Origin of the sequence: Polymorphospora sp. NPDC050346 (assembly GCF_040655695.1) — a bacterium.
Lineage (GTDB): Bacteria > Actinomycetota > Actinomycetes > Mycobacteriales > Micromonosporaceae > Polymorphospora > Polymorphospora lycopeni.
The window spans coordinates 13,608-36,472 of sequence record NZ_JBFAKM010000027.1 but is presented as its reverse complement, the minus strand read 5'-3'; the positions used below and the strand labels follow the sequence as shown (position 1 = coordinate 36,472).

Annotated in this window: 18 protein-coding genes; 5 read left to right on the top strand and 13 right to left on the bottom strand. The window is 72.0% G+C overall.

Translation table 11 applies throughout. The annotated features are described in order from the left end of the window. Positions 1-47 precede the first annotated feature (47 nt). The 6 genes from ccsB to hemL form a co-directional block, all read right to left on the bottom strand. Positions 48-1,034, bottom strand: coding sequence for a c-type cytochrome biogenesis protein CcsB (gene ccsB / locus AB0I42_RS25025; RefSeq protein WP_357540609.1), 987 nt, complete (start codon positions 1,032-1,034; stop codon positions 48-50). Beyond that, positions 1,034-2,662, bottom strand: a complete 1,629-nt coding sequence (locus tag AB0I42_RS25020) for a cytochrome c biogenesis protein ResB (RefSeq protein ID WP_357540607.1) — start codon at positions 2,660-2,662, stop codon at positions 1,034-1,036. Before AB0I42_RS25020 ends, ccsB begins: the two co-directional genes overlap by 1 nt. Continuing rightward, the gene (locus AB0I42_RS25015) at positions 2,662-3,498 is read right to left on the bottom strand and encodes a cytochrome c biogenesis protein CcdA (protein ID WP_357540605.1); all 837 of its coding nucleotides are present in this window, start codon (positions 3,496-3,498) and stop codon (positions 2,662-2,664) included. Before AB0I42_RS25015 ends, AB0I42_RS25020 begins: the two co-directional genes overlap by 1 nt. Continuing rightward, positions 3,498-4,013 (bottom strand): TlpA disulfide reductase family protein, encoded by a 516-nt coding sequence (locus AB0I42_RS25010; RefSeq protein WP_357540705.1) that lies wholly within the window; start codon positions 4,011-4,013, stop codon positions 3,498-3,500. The genes AB0I42_RS25015 and AB0I42_RS25010 overlap by 1 nt, the downstream gene beginning before the upstream one ends. A 98-nt stretch (positions 4,014-4,111) precedes the next feature. Next, on the bottom strand, positions 4,112-4,759 hold the full coding sequence (locus AB0I42_RS25005; RefSeq protein WP_357540603.1) for a histidine phosphatase family protein: 648 nt from the start codon (positions 4,757-4,759) through the stop codon (positions 4,112-4,114). 16 nt (positions 4,760-4,775) lie between these two features. Continuing rightward, the gene (gene hemL / locus AB0I42_RS25000) at positions 4,776-6,116 is read right to left on the bottom strand and encodes a glutamate-1-semialdehyde 2,1-aminomutase (protein ID WP_357540601.1); all 1,341 of its coding nucleotides are present in this window, start codon (positions 6,114-6,116) and stop codon (positions 4,776-4,778) included. 143 nt (positions 6,117-6,259) lie between these two features. Between hemL and AB0I42_RS24995 the strand changes: the two genes are divergently transcribed. Next, positions 6,260-6,595: an STAS domain-containing protein gene (locus tag AB0I42_RS24995; RefSeq protein WP_357540599.1), complete on the top strand. Its 336-nt coding sequence runs from the start codon at positions 6,260-6,262 to the stop codon at positions 6,593-6,595. A gap of 60 nt (positions 6,596-6,655) precedes the next feature. Here AB0I42_RS24995 and AB0I42_RS24990 read toward each other — a convergent pair whose 3' ends face one another. The 3 genes from AB0I42_RS24990 to AB0I42_RS24980 form a co-directional block, all read right to left on the bottom strand. Next, a complete protein-coding gene (locus AB0I42_RS24990; protein ID WP_357540597.1) occupies positions 6,656-6,931 on the bottom strand; it encodes a hypothetical protein in 276 nt (91 codons plus the stop codon). A 69-nt stretch (positions 6,932-7,000) separates the two neighbouring features. Continuing rightward, entirely contained in the window at positions 7,001-7,555 is a 555-nt protein-coding gene (locus AB0I42_RS24985; protein WP_357540595.1) for a response regulator, read from the bottom strand. A 61-nt stretch (positions 7,556-7,616) separates the two neighbouring features. Continuing rightward, positions 7,617-11,984 (bottom strand): HAMP domain-containing protein, encoded by a 4,368-nt coding sequence (locus tag AB0I42_RS24980; protein WP_357540593.1) that lies wholly within the window; start codon positions 11,982-11,984, stop codon positions 7,617-7,619. Positions 11,985-12,183: 199 nt separating this feature from the next. Between AB0I42_RS24980 and AB0I42_RS24975 the strand changes: the two genes are divergently transcribed. Beyond that, a complete protein-coding gene (locus tag AB0I42_RS24975) occupies positions 12,184-14,244 on the top strand; it encodes a SpoIIE family protein phosphatase (protein WP_357540703.1) in 2,061 nt (686 codons plus the stop codon). Positions 14,245-14,301: 57 nt separating this feature from the next. Here the strand turns inward: AB0I42_RS24975 and AB0I42_RS24970 are convergent, their stop codons facing one another. Continuing rightward, a complete protein-coding gene (locus AB0I42_RS24970; protein ID WP_357540591.1) occupies positions 14,302-14,856 on the bottom strand; it encodes a DUF1772 domain-containing protein in 555 nt (184 codons plus the stop codon). A gap of 70 nt (positions 14,857-14,926) precedes the next feature. On the opposite strand from AB0I42_RS24970, the gene AB0I42_RS24965 reads away from it, so the two are divergent. Continuing rightward, a complete protein-coding gene (locus tag AB0I42_RS24965) occupies positions 14,927-15,631 on the top strand; it encodes a helix-turn-helix domain-containing protein (RefSeq protein ID WP_357540589.1) in 705 nt (234 codons plus the stop codon). Positions 15,632-15,646: 15 nt separating this feature from the next. Here AB0I42_RS24965 and AB0I42_RS24960 read toward each other — a convergent pair whose 3' ends face one another. Continuing rightward, entirely contained in the window at positions 15,647-16,945 is a 1,299-nt protein-coding gene (locus tag AB0I42_RS24960; RefSeq protein ID WP_357540587.1) for an FAD-binding oxidoreductase, read from the bottom strand. A 210-nt stretch (positions 16,946-17,155) separates the two neighbouring features. Between AB0I42_RS24960 and AB0I42_RS24955 the strand changes: the two genes are divergently transcribed. Continuing rightward, the gene (locus AB0I42_RS24955; RefSeq protein ID WP_357540585.1) at positions 17,156-19,264 is read left to right on the top strand and encodes a S9 family peptidase; all 2,109 of its coding nucleotides are present in this window, start codon (positions 17,156-17,158) and stop codon (positions 19,262-19,264) included. A 76-nt stretch (positions 19,265-19,340) separates the two neighbouring features. Here AB0I42_RS24955 and AB0I42_RS24950 read toward each other — a convergent pair whose 3' ends face one another. Beyond that, positions 19,341-20,285 carry a threonine/serine dehydratase gene (locus AB0I42_RS24950; protein ID WP_357540583.1) on the bottom strand — a complete coding sequence of 315 codons (945 nt, stop codon included), beginning with the start codon at positions 20,283-20,285 and terminating at the stop codon, positions 19,341-19,343. Positions 20,286-20,431: 146 nt separating this feature from the next. On the opposite strand from AB0I42_RS24950, the gene AB0I42_RS24945 reads away from it, so the two are divergent. Beyond that, complete coding sequence (locus AB0I42_RS24945; protein ID WP_357540581.1) at positions 20,432-21,319, top strand: DUF4352 domain-containing protein; 888 nt, start codon at positions 20,432-20,434, stop codon at positions 21,317-21,319. 2 nt (positions 21,320-21,321) lie between these two features. On the opposite strand, the gene AB0I42_RS24940 is transcribed toward AB0I42_RS24945, so the two are convergent. Next, the gene (locus AB0I42_RS24940; RefSeq protein ID WP_357540579.1) at positions 21,322-22,863 is read right to left on the bottom strand and encodes a fused response regulator/phosphatase; all 1,542 of its coding nucleotides are present in this window, start codon (positions 22,861-22,863) and stop codon (positions 21,322-21,324) included. Between the last annotated feature and the right edge of the window lie 2 nt (positions 22,864-22,865).

The window sequence follows — 22,865 nt, the reverse complement described above, 5'->3', positions numbered from 1 at the left end:
TTTCCTTCCGGTCGACGTACGGCCGCGGGTCGGTTCGCCCGACCCGGTCAGGCGTACGAGTGCAGGCCCTCGAAGAACAGGTTCACGCCGAAGAGGTTCATCAGCATGCTGAGGAAGCCGATGATCGCGATCCAGGTGGCGACCTTCCGCTTCACACTCGGGGTGGCCCGGGCGTGCAGGTAACCGGCGTAGATCACCCAGGAGATGAACGACCAGGTCTCCTTGGGGTCCCAGCCCCAGTAGCGGCCCCACGACGCCTCGGCCCAGATCGCCCCGCCGATCACACCCATCGTCCACAGCGGGAAGGCGAAGGCGTGGATCCGGAAGGTGAGCCGTTCGAGTACGTCGGCGGCCGGCACCCGCTCGGCGAGGCTGTACGGGAAGCCGCGCTTGCCCTGGTCGTAGCCGTTGCGCAGCAGGTAGAGCACCGCCGGCACGATGCCGAGCACGAACGCGCCGGAGGCGAGCCCGATCGCCGAGATGTGCACGTAGAACCAGTAGGAGTCCAGCGCCGGGACCAGCGGGCCGACCGGGGTGTAGATGACCAGGCCGGTCACGCCGAGCAGCAGCACCATGACGAGGGTCATGAACAGGCCGAGGTGCCGCAGGCCGGGCCGGCGCAGCAGCAGGCCGAGCCAGGCGGCGATGCCCACGAAGGTGACCGCGAGCACGAACTCGTACATGTTGCCCCACGGCATGCGCTCGGCCGCGATGCCCCGGGTGACCAGGGTGCCGAGGTGCAGTAGGGCGGCGACGACGGTGAGGACGACGGCGATGCGACCGGCGAGCGCGGCCCGGCCGGACGGCGGCGGGTCGAGCCGGTCGGCGGCCGGTTCGTCGACGGCCGGTGGCTCGAAGGCCGGCTGGTCGCCGCCGGCACCGGCACCGACCAGGGCCGGTTCGCGGGCCGGCCGGACGGCGGCCCGGCCCACCAGGCTGCGGTCGCCGAACGCGAACTCGACGGCGTGACAGATCATGGCGACCAGGTAGGCCATGATCGAGACCACCAGAAGCTGGTCGGACAGTGCGGCCATCAGCTTTTCCCTTCGCTGCGCTCGACCGCCGCCACGAGTTGCTTGAACTCGTCGGCGAACCCGGAGTAGTCGGTGCGCGGCAACCCACCGGCCTCCATCAAGCTACTACCGCCCGTCGTGGAAGCCGTCGTGGGGGCCTCCGTACCGGCCGCGGCCGGCGTACCGGCACGCGCCGGCCCGGTCCGGAACCAGATCCGGCGGCGCTTCCCGAAGATCGACATCATCAGGCCGGCGAGCATGACGATCGAGCTGACCAGCACGATCCGCTCACCCGGGTCGTACCGGACCGACAGCGTGATGAACTCGCGGGTGCCGACGAACTCGACCGTCGAACCGTCGTCGAGCGTCCAGCTCTCGCCGGGGCGCATCAGCTTCGCCTCGCCGACCTGCTTGAGCTTGCCGGCCTCCACCTGGCGCTGGTCGAGGACGTAGACCGAACTGGGGATGCCGGCGTCGAGGCCCAGGTTGCCCCGGTAGGCGATCAGCATCAGCGCCGGCGACCGCTCGGCCGGGAACACCGAACGGACGTACGGCGGCGCGTCCGGAGCGGTCGGCAGGTAGATGCCCTCGAAGGCCATCTGCTGGTCGGGGTCGCGGTCACCGGTCGCCGGGTCGATGTTGACGTCGGGGAACGCGGCGACACCCTCACCGGTGAGGTTGCCGTCGGTGGTCAGGAACGGCGCCACCGAGGTCTGTGCCCGGCCGAGCCGGTCGGTGTAGCGGATCACCGGGGCGTAGCCGTGGCCGAGCAGGTAGGCGTTGGCGCCGTCGAGCCGCAGCGGCGAGTTGACCGAGAACTCGACGTCGCGCGGGTCACCGCCGGCCTCGTCGACCCTCGCGCTGGCCTGGAAGTACGACGGCTGGCCGGTGTCGCGGAAACGGGCGTCGAAATCGGTCAGTTCGAGGCAGAACGGCGGCAGGTCGGCGGCGTCGACCCGGGGGCCGAGCCCGGTTTCGGCGTACTGCTGGAGGTTGTTGCAGAAGGCGGTGTCCGGACCGGCGACCAGCAGGCGGTTGCCGTGCCAGCCGTACCAGGAGCCGAACGCGACACCGAACAGCACGCCGATCAGCGCAAAGTGGAAGATCAGGTTGCCGGTTTCCTTGAGGTGGCTCTTCTCGGCCGACACCTCACCGTCGCGGACCACCACCCGCCAGCGGCGCTTGCGCAGCACGGCGGCGATCCGCGCCGGGTCGGCGGCCGGCGCGGCCAGGACCGCGTGCTGCGGCAGCCGGTCGAGCCGGCGCGGCGCCGCGGGCGGCGCGGCCCGCAGGGCGCGTACGTGGTCGCGCAGCCGGGGCACGATGCAGCCGATCAGCGAGACGAAGAGCAGCACGTAGATCGCCGAGAACCACGGCGACGCGAAGACGTCGAACCCGCCGAGCCGGTCGATGATCGGATAGAGGTCGGGGTTCGCCCGCCGGTACGCCTCGACGTTCTCGATGTTGACGTCACGCTGCGGCAGGATCGAACCCGGGATCGCCGCGACGGCGAGCAGGAAGAGCAGGACCAGCGCGGTACGCATGCTGGTGAGCTGCCGCCACGAGTTGCGCAGCAGGGCCAGCACCCGGTTGGGCCGGCGCGGCGGCGGAGCGGCGGGCGGTGCGACCCGGTCCTCGACGACGGACATCAGATCACCACCGTCACGTCACCGACGTTGAAGGTGGTCTGCAGCCAGATCACGAAGTCCTGCCAGCCGCCGGTGAGCAGGGCCAACCCGATGACGATCAGCAGCGCGCCGCCGATCCGGGTCACCCAGCGGCTGTTGCGGCGCACGGCCCGGAAGACCCCGAGCAGCCGCTGGAAGAACAACCCGAACGCGACGAACGGCAACCCCAGCCCCAGGCAGTACGCGACCGCGAGCACCACCGCCCGGTCGGTCTGCCCGCTGACCGCGGCCATCGTCGTCACCGCACCGAGGGTCGGGCCGACGCAGGGCACCCAGGAAAGCGCGAAGACCGCGCCGAAGACCGGCGCGCCGAGCAGCCCGGCGGACGGCAGCCGCCGGATGCGGAACTCGCGCTGCATGCCCGGAACGAGGCCGAGAAAGGCCAGGCCGAGCACGATCACGATCAGCCCGGCGGCGATCTCCAGGGCCCGCTCGTACTCGAACAGCACCCGCCCGATGCTGGCGAACAGGATCGCGGTGGCGGTGAAGACCACGGTGAACCCGGTGATGAACAGCAGCGTCCCGGCCAGCATCCGGCCCCGGACCGCGGTCGGCGTACGGGTCGCCACGGCGACCCCGCCGCCGGTGCCGTCGGGTTCGCCGGTCGGTGGAGCGGCCGGCGCCGGCCGCCGCGCGTCGAGGTCGGCGCCGGCCAGCCCGGTCACGTAGGACAGGTAGCCCGGCACCAGCGGAAGCACGCACGGGGAGAGGAAGCTGACCAGGCCGGCCAGGGCGGCCGCGCCGATCGCCAGCAACAACGGGCCGCCCTGGGCGATCTCCGCGAAGGTCTCACCCATCAGCGGTCCTGCGGCCGTTCCGCGGCGATCCGGGCGACGATCGGTTCCAGCGTCTCCTGCCGTACCGCCTTGCGGATCACCACCGCGATCCGGCCGTCGCGGTCGAGGACCACGGTGGCCGGAATGGTGTTGGGCGGTACGTCGAAGGCCAGCGCGAGCCGGCTCGCCGGGTCGAAGAGGCTCGGATAGCTGACCCGGCCCTCCTCGAAGGCGATGGCCTTGTCACGGGCGTCCTGGATGTTGATGCCGAGGAAACGCACCCCGCTGTCCTTGGTCGCCTGGTAGGTGCCTTCCAGGTCGGCGGCCTCGGCCCGGCACGGCGCGCACCACGAGCCCCAGAAGTTGACCACCACGACCTGGCCCCGGTCCTGGATGACGTCGTAACGGCCGCCGTCGAGCAGATCACCCGCGACCTCGGGGGCGGCCGGCCGGTCGTCCGGGGCGCATTCGATCACGCCGTCCGGCGTGGTGTCGCAGTCCTGCTCCCAGCCGCCGTCGCGGGTGCAGCCGGCCAGCGCGACGGCCGCGAAGAGGGCCACCAGCAGCGCCAGGCGGCCGGGGCGGCCCGTGGCCGCCCGCCGCGCCGGGTTCCCGGCTGTGATCCGCACGGCCGTCACGCGCCCTTGGCCGTACGGGCCCCGGGCGACATGGCGACCAGGTGCGCGGCCGGCTCCGAATAGCCGATCCCGACGACCTTGGCCCCGTCGAAGTGGAAGGACGTCAGGCTGGCCAGCCCGCACTGCCGCTTGCGCGGGTCGTGCCACAGGCGCTTGCGCTCGACGTGCCGGCGCAGCGTCCAGATCGGCAACTGGTGCGAGACGCAGACCGCTTCGCGGCCCTCGGCGGCGACCCGGGCGGCGTGCACTGCGGCGAACATGCGCTCGGCGATGACGGTGTACGCCTCACCCCACGACGGCGTCATCGGGTCCCGCAGCACCCACCAGTTGCGGGGGTCACGGAAGGAGCCGTCGCCGGGCGACACCCGCTTGCCCTCGAACCAGTTCGCGCTCTCGATCAGCCGCTCATCGACGGCGACCTGGAGGCCGAACTGCGCGGCGATCGGTTCGGCAGTGTCCTGGGCCCGTTCCAGCGGGCTCGCCACGACGTGGGAGATGTCCCGGTCGGCCAGCGCCTGCGCGGCCGCCTTGGCCATCTGGGTGCCCAACTCGGACAGGCGGTAGCCGGGTAGTCGCCCGTAGAGGATCTTCTCCGGGTTGTATACCTCACCGTGCCGCAGCACATGGACGACCGTCTCAGCCACCGTTCACCCCCGCCTGTCAACCACCGTGCGTCCGCGCGGCCGCGGCCGCGTCGGCGGCAGCCGGAAGGGCCGCCGCGATCTGCTCCAGCGCGGCGTCGTCCAACGCCGCCGAGACGAACCACGACTCGAACGCGCTCGGCGGCAGGTAGACCCCGGCCGAGAGCATCGCGTGGAAAAAGGCCCGGAACGCGGCGGTGTCCTGGGTGCGCGCGCTGTCGTAGTCGACGACGTCGGCCTCGGTGAAAAAGATCGAGAACATGTTGCCGGCGTACGACAGCCGGTGCGGGACACCGGCGGCGGCCAGCGCGTCGGACGCGAGCTTGCCCACGGTGGCGGACAGCTCGTCGAGCCGGGTGTAGAGCGCCGCGTCGGCCAGCCGCAGGGTGGCCAGGCCGGCGGCGCAGGCCAGCGGGTTTCCGGACAGCGTGCCGGCCTGGTAGACCGGGCCGGCGGGGGCGAGCCGGGCCATGATCTCGGTACGGCCGCCGAAGGCGGCGGCGGGCAGCCCGCCACCCATGACCTTGCCGAACGTGAACAGGTCGGCGTCGACCGGGTCGAGCCCGGCCCAGCCGCCGGCGGAGACCCGGAAGCCGGTCATCACCTCGTCGACGATCAGCAGCGCGCCGTGTTCGTGCGCGATCCGGGCCAGTTCCTGGTTGAAGCCGTCGCGGGGGGCGACCACGCCCATGTTGCCCGGGGCCGCCTCGGTGATGACGGCCGCGATGTGCTCGCCGTCGGCCGCGAACGCCGCCGCGACCGCGGCCGGGTCGTTGTAGGGCAGCACGATCGTCTCGCTGGCAGCGGCGCCGGTGACGCCGGGCGAGTCGGGCAGGCCGAGGGTGGCGACGCCGGAGCCGGCGGCGGCGAGCAGCGCGTCGACGTGGCCGTGGTAGCAGCCGGAGAACTTGACGATCCGGGACCGCCCGGTGAAGCCGCGGGCCAGCCGGATGGCCGACATGGTCGCCTCGGTGCCGGAGTTGACCAGGCGGACCTGCTCGACCGGGGTACGGGCGACGATCTCGGCCGCCAGCTCGACCTCGCCGGCGGTCGGGGTGCCGAAGCTGGTGCCCCGCGCGGCGGCCTCCTGCACGGCGGCGACCACCTCCGGGTGGGCGTGCCCGAGGATCAGTGGGCCCCAGGAGCAGACCAGGTCGACGTAGCGGCGACCGTCGGCGTCGAAGAGCCACGGGCCGGCGCCGCGGGCCATGAACCTCGGCGTGCCGCCGACCGCCTGGAAGGCGCGCACGGGAGAATTGACCCCGCCCGGGATGATGCGTCGGGCGCGGTCGAACAGGGCCTCGGAGGCGGGCGCGTCAGCCGGGAATCGGCTGGCACCGGCGGTATGCGTTTCGGTCACGGTGCTGCCATTCTGACAGCGCTGCGGCGCTGGCTGGCAGCCACCCCTGCCGAGGGCAGTCAACGTCACCCCGTGGAACCCACCGGTCACCGGCGCCGTCCGGTCGACGGGCCGGGTGGGCGAGAGCGCGATAAGGTGGCCTTGTGGAGCGTCCGGAGCTGTCGATCGCGGTGCAGCGTACGGCCGACGAGGCGGTGGTGACCCTGGTCGGCGAGATCGACATGCTCACCGCGGCACGCCTGTCGAGCACGGTGAACGAACTACTGATCGATCCACCGGCCCGGATCGTCCTGGACCTGGCCGGTGTGACGTTCTGCGACTCGCAGGGGCTGGGCACCCTTGTCGTGCTCAGCCGTAAGGCGAGCCACTCACGCAGCCCGCTGATCCTCACCAACGTGGGCGACTTCCTGCTGCGGGTGCTCGACATCACCGGCCTGCGTTCGGCGCTGATGGTGCGAAACGAGCAGTCCGCCGGCTGATCCGGGCACGGTCGTCGCGGGCTGGCCCGATCTGCGCGGCTGGCGCGGTCGCCGGGCCGCTCAGCGGTCCCCGGCGTCGACCGTGGCCAGCGCTCCGAGCACCGCGGATCCGGTGGCGAACCCGACCACCACGAAGACGGCGGCCTGCAGCCAGCCGCTGGCGCCGGCCAGCAGCGAGTTGGCCAGCAGCACGCAGAGCAGACCGGCGATCGGGCCGCTGAGCAGCGCCAGCAGGATCGCCGTACGCCGCCGGCCGGGGCTCGGCCGCGGAAGCGTGTGGAACCGGTACAGCGGGTCGAGGTGACCGGGCGCGGGGAACGTCTCACGCTGCGACATGCCCCGACAACTACCCGCATCGACAGCGCTGGAAACGGCACCCGGCCGGCTCCGCGGTGTGGCGAGCCGTCAGGCGCCGGTTCCCCAGCGGGCCTGCTCCAGCAGTTCGACGGCGCGCTCGCGGGCCGACGGGTCGTCGGAGCGCAGTTGGGCCGTTGCCGCGTCGACGGCCTCGGTCAGCGACCGCCACTGCGCCTCGCGGGCGCGTACGGCCTCGGACTGCGCCGCCAGCTGGCGGCTCTTGGTCCACAGGTCGACGAAGATCGACACCTTGGCCCGGAGCACCCACGGGTCGAACGGCTTGGTGAGGTAGTCGACCGCGCCGACCGCGTAGCCGCGCAGGGCGAGCTGCGCGTCGCGGTCGGCGGCGGTCAGGAAGATGATCGGCACGTGCCGGGTACGTTCCCGGCGCTTGATGTGGCTCGCCGTCTCGAAACCGTCCATGTCGGGCATCTGGGCGTCGAGCAGGATCACCGCGAAGTCGTCGACCAGCAGCCGCTTCAGGGCGGCCTCACCGCTCTCGACGGCGACCGACTGCACCGGCAGGCCCTGGAGGATCGCCTCCAGGGCGAGCAGATTGTCCTTCCGGTCGTCGACGAGCAGCGCTTTCGCCATTTCGGTCACTGGGTGGGGCCCTTCGTCGTGGTGCCGGCTGCGTACGCGTCCGTCCCGGACGCCCGGACGGTCACGCCTTTACCTCCCGCCCCCCGCCGTTGACCCAGTCCGCCATCAGGGCGATCAGGTCGTCGAGGTCGACGGGTTTGGTGATGTAGTCGCTGGCCCCGGCCGCCAGGGCGGACTCCCGGTCACCCGGCATCGCCTTGGCGGTCAGGAACACCACCGGCAGGTCGGCGAACCGGTGATTGCGCCGGATCGCCCTGGTCGTCTCGTATCCGTCCTGGTCAGGCATCATCGCGTCCATCAACACGATATCGACCTCGGGATGCTCGGCGAGCAGGCGTACCCCTTCGGCGCCGTTGTCGGAATAGAGCACCGTCATCCCGTGCAGTTCGAGCGCGCTGGTCAGGGCGAAGACGTTCCGTACGTCGTCGTCGATGATCAGCACGGTGGTGCCGTCGAGCTGGCGGGTGACCGGCGCGGCCGGCAACTCCTCGGCGGCCGGCAGCACCAGCGACGGGCTGACCCGGGCCGGCGGCAGCGGGGTCGGCCCCGGCGTCACCACCGCGTCCGGCGCGAGCACGTCCGGCAGGAACAGCGTGAACGTCGACCCCTGCCCGGGCGCGGACGAGACGACGATCGTGCCGCCGAGCAACTGGGCGATGTCCCGGCTGATCGACAGGCCCAGGCCGGTTCCGCCGTACCGGCGGCTGGTGGTGCCGTCGGCCTGCTGGAACGCCTCGAAGATCAGCGACAGCTTGTCGTCCGAGATCCCGATCCCGGTGTCGATCACCGCGAAGGCCACCACCTGGCGGGCGGTCGCCAGCGCCGGTACGTCGAAGTACATCCCCTCCGGAGCCGGGCCGATCTGGAGTAGAACCGCCCCGGTGTCGGTGAACTTGACCGCGTTGGAGAGCAGGTTGCGCAGGATCTGCTGGAGGCGCTGCGCGTCGGTGACGACCACCGGCGGCAGGTCCCGGGAGATCTGCACCTGGAACTCGAGGGTCTTCTCCTCGGCCTGCGGGGCGAACGCCTGCTCGACGTAGGCCTGGATGTCGGCGAAGCCGACCTCGGTCGGCTCGACGTCCATCCGGCCGGCCTCGATCTTCGACAGGTCGAGGATGTCGTCGATCAGGGAGAGCAGGTCGGACCCAGCGCTGTGGATCGTGCGGGCGAACTCGATCTGCTTCGGGCTGAGGTTCTGCTCGGTGTTGTCGGCCAGCAGCCGGGCGAGCAGGAGCAGCGAGTTCAGCGGCGTACGCAGCTCGTGGCTCATGTTGGCCAGGAACTCCGACTTGTACGCCGACGCCCGGGACAGCTGCTGGGCCTTCTCCTCCAGACCGATCCGGGCCATCTCGATCTCGCGGTTCTTGGTCTCGATGTTGCCCTTCTGCTCCGACAGCAGTTGCGCCTTGTCCTCCAGTTCGGCGTTGGTGCGCTGCAGCTCCGCCGACTGCTCCTGCAACTCGTGGGCCAGTCGCTGGGACTGGGCGAGCAGTTCCTCCGTACGCCGGTTGGCCTGGATCGTGTTGAGCGCGATCCCGATCGTGGCGACGAGCCGTTCGAGGAAGGTCAGGTGCAGTTCGGAGAAGGCGGCGACGCAGGCGAACTCGATGACGCCGAGCAGTTCGCCCTCGAAGAGGACCGGCAGGACGACCAGGTCGCGTGGGGTGGCTTCGAGCAGGCCGGAGCGCAGGGTGAGCTGGCCGGCCGGCGCGGTGGCGCCGACCCGGATGATCCGCCGGGACACCGCGACCTGGCCGACGAGCCCTTCGCTGGGCCCGAAGGTGACGTCGTGGTTGCGGGCGACGTAGCCGTACGAGGCGGTCAGCCGGAGCCGGGTGACGGCCTCGTTGTTGTCGGCGAGGAAGAAGGCGCCGAGTTGCGCGTCGACGAGTGGGGTCACCTCGGTCATGATCATTCGGCAGACCTCGCCGAGGTCGCGCTGGCCCTGGAGCAGCCCGCCGATCCGGGCCAGGTTGGAGTCGAGCCAGCCCTGCTCGGCGTTCTTCTTCGTCGTCTCGCGGAGCGTGACGATCATCTGGTTGATGTTGTCCTTCAGCTCCGCGACCTCGCCCTGCGCCTCGACCGCGATCCGCTGGGTCAGGTCGCCGCGGGTCACCGCCGTGGAGACCTGGGAGATCGCCCGGAGCTGGGTGGTCAGGGTCGAGGCGAGCTGGTTGACGTTGTCGGTGAGGTCGCGCCAGGTGCCGGCCACGCCACGCACCTGGGCCTGACCGCCGAGCTTGCCCTCGATGCCGACCTCCCGGCCGACCCGGGTGACCTCGTCGGCGAACGACGAGAGCTGGTCGACCATCGTGTTCACCGTCGACTTCAGCTCCAGGATCTCGCCCTGCGCGTCGACGGTGATCTTCTGACCGAGGTCGCCGCGGGCCACGGCGGTGGTGACCGAGGCGATGTTCCGCACCTGGGCGGTCAGGTTCGACGCCATCGAGTTGACGTTGTCGGTCAGGTCGCGCCAGGTGCCCGAGACGCCGCGTACCTGGGCCTGGCCGCCGAGCTTGCCCTCGATGCCGACCTCGCGGGCCACCCGGGTCACCTCGTCGGCGAACGACGAGAGCTGGTCGACCATCGTGTTCACCGTCGACTTCAGCTCCAGGATCTCGCCCTGCGCGTCGACGGTGATCTTCTGCGACAGGTCGCCGCGCGCGACCGCGGTGGAGACCTGGGCGATGTTGCGGACCTGGGCGGTCAGGTTCGACGCCATGAAGTTGACGTTGTCCGTCAGGTCGCGCCAGGTGCCGGCCACACCGCGTACCTGGGCCTGGCCGCCGAGCTTGCCCTCGGTGCCCACCTCGCGGGCCACCCGGGTGACCTCGTCGGCGAACGACGACAACTGGTCGACCATCGTGTTCACCGTCGACTTCAGCTCCAGGATCTCGCCCCGGGCGTCGACGGTGATCTTCTGCGACAGGTCGCCCTTGGCGACGGCCGTGGTGACCGAGGCGATGTTCCGCACCTGCGAGGTCAGGTTCGACGCCATCGAGTTGACGTTGTCCGTCAGGTCGCGCCACGTGCCGGAGACGCCCTTGACCTGGGCCTGGCCGCCGAGCTTGCCCTCGGTGCCCACCTCGCGGGCCACCCGGGTGACCTCGTCGGCGAACGACGACAACTGGTCGACCATCGTGTTCACCGTCGACTTCAGCTCCAGGATCTCGCCCCGGGCGTCGACGGTGATCTTCTGCGACAGGTCGCCCTTGGCCACCGCCGTCGACACCTGCGAGATGTTCCGGACCTGTGAGGTGAGGTTGCCGGCGAGCTGGTTGACGTTCTCGGTGAGGTCGCGCCACGTGCCGGACAGGCCACGCACCTGGGCCTGGCCGCCGAGCTTGCCCTCGATGCCGACCTCGCGGGCCACCCGGGTGACCTCGTCGGCGAACGACGACAACTGGTCCACCATCGTGTTGACGGTGTCCTTGAGTTCCAGGATCTCGCCCTGGGCGGCCACCGTGATCTTCTGCGACAGGTCGCCGTTGGCCACCGCCGTCGACACCTGGGCGATGTTCCGCACCTGGGCGGTCAGGTTCGACGCCATCGAGTTGACGCTGTCGGTGAGGTCCTTCCAGGTGCCGGCGACGTTGGGCACCTGGGCCTGGCCGCCCAGCTTGCCCTCGGTGCCCACCTCGCGGGCCACCCGGGTCACCTGCTCGGCGAAGAGCCGCAGCGTGTCGGTCAGCGAGTTCATCGTGTCGGCCAGCTCGGCGACCTCGCCACGTGCCGACACGGTGATCTTCTGCGACAGGTCGCCCCGGGCCACCGCGGTCGCCACCTGCGAGATCGACCGCACCTGGTGGGTCAGGTTGGAGGCCATCGTGTTGACCGAGTCGGTCAGGTCCTTCCAGGTGCCGGCGACGCCGCGCACATCGGCCTGACCACCCAGCTCGCCCTCGGTGCCCACCTCGCGGGCCACCCGGGTCACCTCGTCGGCGAACGACGAGAGCTGGTCGACCATCGTGTTGACGGTGCGGCCGATGCGCAGGAACTCGCCGCGCAGCGGCCGGCCGTCGATCTCGAGGTGCATGTGCTGGGAGAGGTCGCCGTCGGCGACCGCGACGATGACCCGGGCGATCTCGGTGGTCGGCCGACCGAGGTCGTCGATCAGGGAGTTGATCGCCCGCTGGCCGTCTGCCCACGCGCCGTCGAAGCCCTCCTCGTCCAGCCGCTCGGTGAGCCGGCCGTCCCGCCCGACGATCCGGCTGATCCGCCGTACGTCGAGGTTCTGCCGCTCTTGCAGCCCGACCACCTCGTTGAAGGCGTCGACGACCTCGCTGCCGACACCGGTGCGCCGGGGCAGCCGCGTCTTCAGCTCGCCCCGGCGGACCCTGCGCAGCGCCTCGGCCAACTCGTCGAGCAGGACAGCTTCCTCGGACCGGGTCGGGTCGGCAGCCGTGGCCTGCTGTTTCGCCGTCGTCATCGCGCCTCGCTCAAATCTGGGACAGGGCAGCACGTCCACCGGCCGTTTCTTGCCGGCCGGTACCTCATCATTGCTCCTTTGCGGCGCCGAGTGCGAGCGTGACCATGCTTGGGGCGTACCCGGTCGGGTGCCCGGCTTGGAGGATCAGGGGCCGCCGGTGGAGGATGCAGGGGTGTCAGCGGAGACCGGACAGGGCCCGATGGGCGCGGACGAGCACGTCCGCAGGGTTCGGCTCCCCGCCGACCGGCGCACGCCGGCGGCCGCGCGGGCCGTGGTGCGATCGGTGCTCGCCGACGCCGACCTCGACGAACTGCTCAACGAGGCGTTGCTGCTGACCACCGAACTCTCGACCAACGCGGTCATGCACGCCAAGACCGAACTGGACATCGAGGTGGTCGCCGACCCCGCCGGGCTGACCGTGACGGTCACCGACTTCGCGGCCGGCCCCCTGGAAACAGTACGGGTCACTCCGAAAAACGACCAAACGGACATATCCGAAGTGTCGGAGCGAGGGCGTGGCCTGCTGCTCGTCGACCACTTCTCCAGCCGGTGGGGCACCACCCACCTGCCGACCGGCAAGGGCGTGTGGTTCCGGCTCGACCGCAAGGGCGGTCCGGCGGCCGATCCGCCACCGGCCGACCACCGGCACAACCCCGGCCCGTCACCCACCCCGACGATCACCACCGCCGCGGAGCCGAGCGACGCCCCGAGCGCCGGCGCGATGAACGCGCTGATGCACGTCGCCCCCGACGCCTACGCCGACGACACGCTGTCCGACTTCGCCGGCGCGCTGCTCGCCCGGGTCGCCGAGATGGTCGGTGCCGCCGGTGGGGCGGTCCGCCTCGACCGTGGCGACGGCGCGGGCGCCCAACTGCTCGCCCGGTACGGCCGGCACCCGCGTCCCGAGGACGACCTGGTGCGCGTCCCGCTCGCGGTCAACCGGCCGTACTCCGGCGAACTGGAACTCGACGCCGCGCCCTCCGGGTATGCCCGGCCGCTGGCCGCGCTCGTCGCCGAACGGCTCTCCCTGCACCTGGAGAACGACCGGCTGCGCCGGGCCGACGTACGCCGGCAGACCTGGTTGACGTTCCTCGCCGAGGCCAGCGAACTACTCGCCCAGTCGCTCGACGTCGAGCTGACCATGGCCCTCATCCCGCAGCTCGTGGTGCCGCGGCTCGGGCAGTGGTGCGCGGTGCACACCACCGACGAGTGGGGACGGCTGCACCTGGCCGCCGCCAGCCACGCCGACGAATCGGTCCTGCCCCAACTCCACGACCTGCTCAAGGAGAACGGCTCCGACTCGCTGCACGGGCGGCTGCGCGAGGCGTCGCGGTCCGGTTCGCAGGTGCCGCTCGGCGCGCCGATGGACGGGATCGCCGTACCGCTGATCGCCCGGGGCCAGCGGCTCGGCACCCTCGCGGTCGGCCGGCACCAGCGGCACCGGCACGACCCCGACGAGGTGGCCGTCCTCGAAGACGTGGCCCGGCGGGCCGCGCTGGCCATCGACAACGCGCGGATCCACGACGAGCGTCGCCGCATCGCGCACACCCTGCAACAGTCGCTGCTGCCGCCGGTGCTGCCGGTGGTCGAGGGCATCGGCTTCGCCGCCGAATACGTCCCGACCGGCGACACCGCCGCCGTCGGCGGCGACTTCTACGACGTCGTACCGCTGCCCGACGGTCGCTGGCTGGTGGTCATCGGCGACGTGTCCGGCAAGGGCGTGCAGGCCGCGGCGGTGACCGGGCTCGTCCGGGACGTCATCCGGGTGCTCGTCGGCGACGGCAAGCCGCTGCCCGAGGCGCTGGCCCGGCTCAACAAGACCCTGGTCGAGCGCGGCGGCGGACGCTACTGCACGCTCGCCCTCGCGGCGGTCGGCCGGGCCGGCGACGGGCTGCTCGACGTGTCGCTGCACCTGGCCGGTCACGACCGGCCGGTGCTCGTACGCACCGACGGCCGGGCCTCGTTCGTCGGCACCGGCGGCACCGCCCTCGGGCTGCTCGACACGATCGCCTCGCCGTCGGTCGGAGTGCCGCTGCGCCCCGGCGACGCGCTGGTGTTCTACACCGACGGGGTGACCGAGCGGCGGCGCGGCCGGGAACTGTTCGGCACCGAACGGCTGCGCGACGCCGCCGGCCCGCTCGCCGGATACTCCGCCGACGTGGTGGCGGCCCGACTGCGCAGTGCGACGCTCGGCTTCTCGGTCGAGTCGCCGCGCGACGACATCGCGATCCTGGTCATCCGCAACGACGGCACCGCCTGATCCGTCGGCCGGTCGGCCGGATGATTCGAAACCCTTGACCGTGCGCGGGCTTCGGGTTCAGTGCCGTCGGGCCGCAGCGGGTGCGTCCTCGGGCTGACGCGGCGCGCTGACGCCGGTGCCGTCGGACGCTGCCCGGGACTGGTCGACGGCCTGCGCGAGCAGGAGACAGGCGAACGCCGCCACCGCCAACACCGTCCGGACCAGATGCAGGGACCACCAACGGTCGCGCAGGCTCGACCAGGTGCCGGGAGGCTCGTCGGGGTGCCACGAGTTCGCGATGTCGTTGAGCGGCTCCAGCCAGGTCACGGTCAGGACGATGACGCCGATCGCCAACCCGGTGGCGGCGAGACTCAGGACGAAGGTGAGCCCGCCGCGCCGGTAGGACAGGGCGGAGGTCGCCACCAGCAGGGCGACGCAGGTCAGCAGCAGCACCGGCATGGCCCTGCCGTAGTCGCCGTTGAGTGCCTGCCAGTACCTGACGTACGCGGGTCCGGGCAGCTCGCGCAGGGACGGGGCGAGCACGGTGAAGATCAGGCCGCCTGCGAACAGGCCGAGTAGCAGTGCTGCCGCGGTGCGCGCGATGGCCAACAGGCTCATGGGTTCGCCCTTCACCCACCAATTAGAAGGAACGCCATACTTTCATTAGAGGTAGATCTAATCAACTCTTTGGCAGGATGGGGCGGTGCGCAAGGAGACGAAGCGGCGCTACACCAGCGACCTGCGCCAGGAGCAGGCCGCCGCGACCCGGCAGCGAATCGCCGAAGCGGCCCGCGAGTTGATGCTGGAGCACGGATACGCCGGCACGACCATGGCGGACGTGGCCCGCGCCGCTGGCGTGGCCGTGCAGACGCTGTACTCGTCCTGCCCGGGCGGAAAACCGGGCCTGGCCCGGCTCGTCTACGACGTCACCCTGGCCGGTGACGCCCAGCCGGTGCCGCAGAGTGACCGCCCGCAGGTGCACGCGATCATCGCCGAGCCCGACCCGAGCCGGAAGCTGGAGCTCTATGCCGCCATGGCGACGGCCATCTTCCAGCGGATCGGCGCGGTGCACCGCGTGCTGCGGGCGGCCGCGGGTGCCGGGCCGGGCGACGCCGGCATCGACGAGTTGCTGACCGATACCGAGCGGCAGAGGCTGGTCGGCAGCCGGGGGCCGGCCGACCATCTGTCCCAGGTGGGCGCTCTCCGCGCGGGGCTGACCGTCGACCGCGCGGCCGCCCACATCTACGCGCTGACCTCGATCGAGGTTTTCGAGCGCCTCACCGGGATCTGCGACTGGAGCGCCGCCGAATACGAGAGGTGGCTGGCCCGGACGTTGATCGACACCCTGCTGGCCACGCGGGACGGGTGCGCCCCGGCGCACGGGACGAGCCCGCCGCCGCCCGGCTAGCCGGCGGCCTCCCGGTCAGCGGCTGCCGGGGAAGCGGCCGGGGGCGAGCCGGGCGTGCGGGTCGAAGCGGTGCTTGATCCGTCGCAGCAGGGGCAGGGTGGCCAGGTCGCCCCACAGGTCGACGGCTTCCCTGATCGGCGTCGGCGCGGCGACCACCACGCAGGTGCCACCCCGGCCGAGCAGCACTCCGCGCACCGCGGCCAGGATCGCGCTCACCCGTTCCGGCGGCAGCCGGCCCGGCAGGGCCGCGTGCACGACCCCGACCCCGGCCGAGCCACGTACGGGCACGGCGGAGCCGGCGGCGTCGCGCAGCGCGTAGATGGCGGCGTGCAGGTCGCCGACCGGCACGTCGAGTTGCAGCGCCACGTCGCCCGGACCGAACGGGTAGCGCCGCCACCAGTCGGGCGGCCCACCGTAAGCCTGCGCGTCCCCACCGGCGACCGCGATCAACTCGGCGACCCGCTCGGCCACCTCGGCAGGACCGCCTTCGACCAGTATCGACAGGGTGCCGGGGCCGGCCGGCGGGTGGGCCGGCCGGTTCCTCGCGCCGATCGCGGGCGTGGCCGGGCGCAGGTCGACCTCGATCGCGGCCGGCGCCAGCCCGGCCTCCCGTACGTCGCGCACCACGTCGTGCATCTCCAGCGGGGTCCAGACCGAACGGGACACCCAGACCCGGCTGGCCGGCGTCGGCTGGACCCGCAGGGTGGCCGACACCACGACGCCGAGCGCGCCGAGTGAACCGCAGAGCAGCCGGGCCGGGTCGGGCCCCGGCGTCCACGCCGCCGACCAGCCCTCCGAGCGGGTGACCGCGCCGGACGCGTCCACATAGCTGAGTCCGACCAACTGGTCGGCCGGGGTGCCGTGCAGTTGACGCAGCGGGCCGGCCTCGTCGGCGGCGACCACGCCGCCGACCGTCGCGCCGGGTGACGGCGGGTCGAGCGGCAGCCGCTGGCCGACCCAGTCGAGTGCGGCCTGCACCGCCCGCAGCGGGGTGCCGGCGCCGATCTCGGCGACCAGTTCGTCCGGGGTGCCGTGCCGGATGCCGGCGAGCCGGCCGGTGTCGAGGACGATGTCGACCGGAGCGGCCGGCGCTCCCCAGTCGATCTTCGAGCCGGCCCCGCGGGCGACCACGGACAGGTCTTCCTGCGCCGCGATCCGCAGCACGGCGGCCACGTCGTCGACCGATCCGGGTGCCGCCACCCACCGGGCCGGGGCGCCGGCCACCAGATCGGCCGGTCCGGCGGGCCGGGCGAACCGGGCTCCGCAGATGTCACCCAACCGCCGCACCAGATCGGGACCGCTCGCCGGTGTCATCGTGACCTCATCCCCGTAACGCCTCGTCAGCCCGCACACCGGTGGCACGTGACGTGGACCGGGAGTGGGTGGCGGGACGACCGAATCAACCACCACCGATCGTACACATGTTCGAACGAGTCGCAACGGACGTACGCCCGCCGGGGCGAACGCGTGGGGCCCGCGTGCGCGGCACGTGTGGTGGCGACGGCGGGCGGTAACGTGGCCGTCGTGACGACTGAGACGCCCGCCACCGCCGCCCCCGTCGCCAAGCGGGTGCCCACCGAGCGCACCCACCACGACGACACCGTCATCGACGAATATGCCTGGCTCGCCCGCAAGGACGATCCGGAGACGATCGCCTACCTGAAGGCGGAGAACGAGTTCACCGAGGCCAGCACCGCCCACCTGGCGGCCCTGCGCGAGACGCTGTTCGCCGAGATCAGGCAGCGCACCCAGGAGACCGACCTGTCGGTGCCGACCCGCAAGGGCGGGTACTGGTACTACACCCGCACCGTCGAGGGCCAGCAGTACGGCATCCAGTGCCGCCGGGCGATCCGCGACGGCGAAACCGATCCGCCGATGCCCGACGACGGGGCGCCGCTCGACGGCGAGGAGATCCTGGTCGACGGTAACGCCCTCGCCGAAGGCCACGACTTCTTCGCGCTCGGCACCTTCGACCTCAGCCCCGACGGCAACCTGCTGGCATACTCGACGGACTTCGCCGGCGACGAGCGGTTCACCTTGCGGATCAAGGATCTGCGGACCGGCGAGGTGCTGCCCGACGAGGTGCCCGACACGTTCTACGGCAGCGCCTGGTCGGCCGACGGCTCCACGCTGTTCTACATCACCGTCGACGACGCGTGGCGGCCGCACCGGGTCTGGCGGCACGCGGTCGGCAGCCCCGCCGCCGACGACGTCGTCGTCTACGAGGAGACCGACGAGCGCTTCTGGGTCGGCATCGAGCTGACCCGCTCGGAGAAGTTCGTCGTCATCGACGTACACAGCAAGCTCACCAGCGAGGTACGGGTCATCCCGGCGAGCGACCCGACCGGCGAGCCGATCGTCGTCGCACCGCGCCGGCAGGGCGTCGAATACTCCGTCGAGCACCACGGGCACCGGTTCCTGATCCTGCACAACGACGGCGCCGAGGACTTCGCGCTGGCCTACACCTCGGCCGACGCGCCCGGCGACTGGGTGCCCATGATCGAGCACTCCCCCGGCACCCGGCTGGAGTCGGTCGACGCCTTCGCCAACCACCTGGTCGTCTCGATGCGCAAGGACGGCCTCACCGGCCTGCGGGTGCTGCCGATCGGCAGCACCGACACCTTCGACATCGACTTCCCCGAGCCGATCTACAGCGTCGGACTGTCCGCCAACCCGGAATACGACACCAACTCCGTCCGGCTGTCGTACACCTCGCTGGTCTCCCCCGATTCGATCTACGACTACGACCTGGTGACCCGCCGGCTGACCCTGCGCCGGCGCAAGCCGGTGCTGCCCGGCCCGGACGGGCGGCCGTACGACCCGGCCGACTACGAGCAGCACCGCGAGTGGGCCCTCGCCGACGACGGCACCCGGATCCCGGTCTCGCTGGTCTGCCGGGCCGGCACCCCGCGCGACGGGTCCGCGCCGTGCGTGATCTACGGCTACGGCTCGTACGAGGCGAGCATGGACCCGTGGTTCTCGGTGGCCCGGCTGTCGTTGCTCGACCGTGGGGTGATCTTCGCGGTGGCGCACGTCCGCGGCGGCGGCGAGATGGGCCGTCGCTGGTACGAGGACGGCAAGATGCTGACCAAGAAGAACACCTTCACCGACTTCGTGGCGGCGGCCCGGCACCTGGTGAAGAGCGACTGGACGTCGAGTGCCCGACTGGTGGCGCGGGGCGGTTCGGCCGGTGGGCTGTTGATGGGCGCGATCGCCAACCTGGCGCCGGACGCCTTCGCCGGCATCGTCGCGCAGGTGCCCTTCGTCGACGCGCTCAACACCATCCTGGACCCGTCGCTGCCGCTCACCGTCACCGAGTGGGAGGAGTGGGGCAACCCGCTGCAGGACCCGGAGGTCTACGCCTACATGAAGTCCTACACGCCGTACGAGAACGTGGCGGCGGTGGACTATCCGGCGATCCTGGCGGTCACCAGCCTCAACGACACCCGGGTGCTCTACCACGAGCCGGCCAAGTGGGTGGCCCGGCTGCGGGCGGTCGCCCCGGAAGGCTCCTACCTGCTGAAGACCGAGATGGGTGCCGGTCACGGCGGCCCGAGCGGCCGCTACGACGCGTGGAAGGAAGAGGCGTTCGTCAACGCCTGGATCCTCGACCACCTGCTCCCGCCGGCCTGACCGTTCCCCCGCGATCTTGCACTTGTCTCCCCCGTTCGCCCTGTTTGTCGGGCGACAAGTGCAAGATCGCGGGCGTTCAGAGGGTGGCCAGGGTGGCCAGAAGAGCGGGGTCGATGTTGCCGCCGCTGACCACCGCGACCGTACGGCCACCGGGCAGTTCGTCCGCCCGGAACATCCGGGCCGCCGTGGTCACCGCCCCGCTCGGCTCCACCACCAGGCGCGCCTCGCGCACCAGCCGGGCGTTGGCCGTCCGGATCTCGTCCTCGGTGACGGTCACGATCCCGTCGAGATGCCGGCTCAGGTGGGCGAGGGTGAGTTCGGACAGGTTGGTGCGCAGCCCGTCGGCACTGGTCCGGTAGGTGTCCGCGAGGTCCCAGACGACGACCTCGCCGGCGACGAGCGAGTCGCGGGCGTCCGCCGCGTACTCGGGTTCGACGCCGACCACGGCGACGTGCGGGGCCAGCGCCTTGACGGCGGTGGCGACCCCGGAGGCCAGCCCGCCGCCACCGACCGGCACGAGCACCACCTCCACGTCGGGCGCCTGCTCGAGGATCTCCAGCCCGACGGTCCCCTGGCCGGCGATGACCGACCGGTCGTCGAAGGGCGGGACGAGCGTCAGCCCGCCCTCCGCCGCGAGCCGCCGGGCCTCGGTGAGCCGCTCGGCCGGCGGGACGATCACCACGGTGGCGCCGAGGGCGCGCACCTGGTCGACCTTGATCGTCGGGGCGCCGTCGGGGATGACGACGGTGCAGGGCGCCCCGGCGGCACGTGCGGCATAGGCGAGGGCCTGGCCGTGGTTGCCGGACGAGTGGGTGACCACCCCGCGGGCGCGGGCGTCGGGGGTCAGCGAGGCGACGGCGTGGGTCGCGCCGCGTAGCTTGAACGACCCGACCGGCTGCAGGCTCTCGGCCTTCAGCGCCAGGCCGTCGTCCCACCGGCAGGGCACGAGCGGGGTACGCAGGGTCACGCCGTCGACCGACGTGGCCGCGGCTCTGATCTCGTCGAGGGTCACCAGTCGCATGCCCACCACTATGCGGGCGCCCGCCGGGCCGGCGCGCGGTCCAGTCCGGCCCGCGTGGACCGGGCCGCCGCCTTGGAACCGTTTCACGGGATAGCCGGACCACCTGAGCCTAGAATCGGGCAAAGCGCGCGATTCGGGGGACCGCGATGAGCAGGCACGATCCGGCCGGCAGCGACCCGACCGACCCGGGGCAGGCCAGCCGTCCCGGGCCAGGCGACCAATCCCGGCCCGCCGACGGGCCGGGGCCGACCACCCCGTCCGGCCCCGCACCCGGCCAGCCCGGCCCGTCCGCACCCGGCCAGCCCGGCCCGCCCGGCGGCAGCCCGTCCGGGCCCGTACCCGGTCCGGCCGGACCGAACCGGCCACCGGACTGGTCCACACCGGAGACCGCGGCCTCCGCACCACCACTCGGCGGCGGCCCGCCCCCGCTCCCGCCGCCCGACCTTCCCCCACCTCCCGACCTGCCACCCCCGTACGGCCAACCCCACCAGCCGCCCCCGGAACGCCGCGGCCGGCTCGCCCTGATCATCACGATCGTGGCCGTCGTACTCCTCTGCTGCTGTGTCGGGGTGGTGGTGAGCGCGCTGATCTGGGGACGCGACATCTACAACGACGCGCGCGACCGTGGCGGGCGTACGGTCGGCATCAACCAGCCGGTACGCGACGGCGACCTGGAGTTCCGGGTGACCGGCCTGGAGTGCGGCATCGGGCGGATCGGCGACCTGTTCGTCAGCCAGAGCGCCGCCGGCCAGTTCTGCCTCGTCGACCTGGTGGTACGCAACGTCGGCGACCGCCCGGCCACGTTCTCCGACAGCCTCCAGAAGGCGTACGGCCCGACGGACAAGCAGTTCGGCGCGGACAGTAGTGCCGGCGCGCTCGTCAGCATCGACCAGCAGGTCCTCCCCGGCCCGCTGAATCCCGGCAACCAGGTGACCGGCGTGCTCGTCTACGACATCCCGCCGGACGCCCGGATCGTCCGCCTCCGGCTGCACAGCTCGAAGGATTCGCCCGGGGTCACGGTCCGTACCGAGTGACGTCAGTGCCGGCGGACGGCGACGACCGCGATGTCGTCGTGGATCTCGGGAGCGGCCAGCTCGACCAGCAGGCGGTCGCAGAACCGGTCGAGGTCCGGCTCGACCGTCGTCGCGCAGGTCGCCAACGCCCGCATCCCCTCGTCGATGTCGGCGTCGCGCCGCTCGACGAGCCCGTCGGTGTAGAGCACCAGGGTCGCCCCGGGCGGCAGGGTGAACTCCAGGTCGTCGGGGCGCCCGGCCCGTACGCCGAGCAGCGGCGCGCGCCGCTCCAGGTAGTCGACGCCCCCGTCGGTCACCAGCAGCGGCGGGAGGTGACCGGCGCTGGCCATCCGGATCCGCCCGGTCTCCGGGTCGAGCAGCAGCAGGCAGATCGTGGCCAGTTCGCCCGGCAGCAGGGTACGTAGCAACTCGTCGACGCGTTCGAGGACGGCCCCCGGCTGGTGTCCCTCCACCGCGTACGCCCGGACGGCGTGCCGTACCTCGGCCATGACCGTGGCGGCGTGCAGGGAGTGTCCGGCGACGTCGCCGATCGCGACGAGCAACTGCTCGCCGATCATCGCCAGTTCGTAGAAGTCGCCACCGATCTCGGTCTGCGCGCTCGCCGGCTCGTACCGTACGGCGAGGTCCAGGCCGGCGATCTCGGGGATGTGGCGGGGCAGGAGGCTGCGCTGGAGGGTGATCGCGATGCGGTGTTCCTCGTCGTACGACCGCTGCGCCTCGACCGCGGCCGCGACCGCCTGCGCCAGCTGGCCGAGCACCGGCACACCGGGCAGCGGCCCGCTCGCCGGCACCACGACGTACAGCGGGGGGCGGTCGGCCCGCAGCCGCGCCGAGGCGACCGCCACCTTCTCCTCCGGCCAGTCCAGCACCGCCCACCGGTCGCACGGCTCCTCGCGCACGCTGGAGCCGACCGAGACGTCTGGTTCCTGGACCTTCCAGGGACGCACCCACGGCTCCGAGCCGGGTCCGGTGGTGATCGCGGCCAGGCATTCGCCGTCGCCGCTCTCGGCGGCGACCAGTGCCGGCGAGCCGTAGATCCGGGCGGCCCCGGCGGCGGCCGCCTCCAGCAGCTGGAGCAGCGTGGACGCGGAGTTGACCGCGAGCGTCGTGTCGGCGAGCAGGCTGAGCCGGCGGACGAGCAGTTCGGCCCGCTGCCGGGCCCGGTAGTAGCGCAGCACCGCCTGGGCGGTGGCGACCAGTTCCTCGGGCTCGATCGGTTCGGCGAGGTAGGCGTCGGCGCCCCGGGTCAGTCCCTGCGCCCGGTCGACGACGTCGACGGCGTGCGCGGACACGTGGATGACCGGCAGGGCGCCGTGCCGCGGATCAGACTTGATCTTCTCGCAGACGTCGAGCCCGTTCATGTCCGGCAGCCGTACGTCGAGCACGACGAGGTCGATCGGCAGCTCGCCGACCATGGCCAGCGCCTGGCCGCCGGTTTCCGCCTCGACGACCTGGTAGCCGGCCCGGGTCAGCCAGTTGACCAGCAGGTAGCGCTTGGTGACGCTGTCGTCGACCACCAGCACGGTCGCCGCTTCGGTGTCCACCG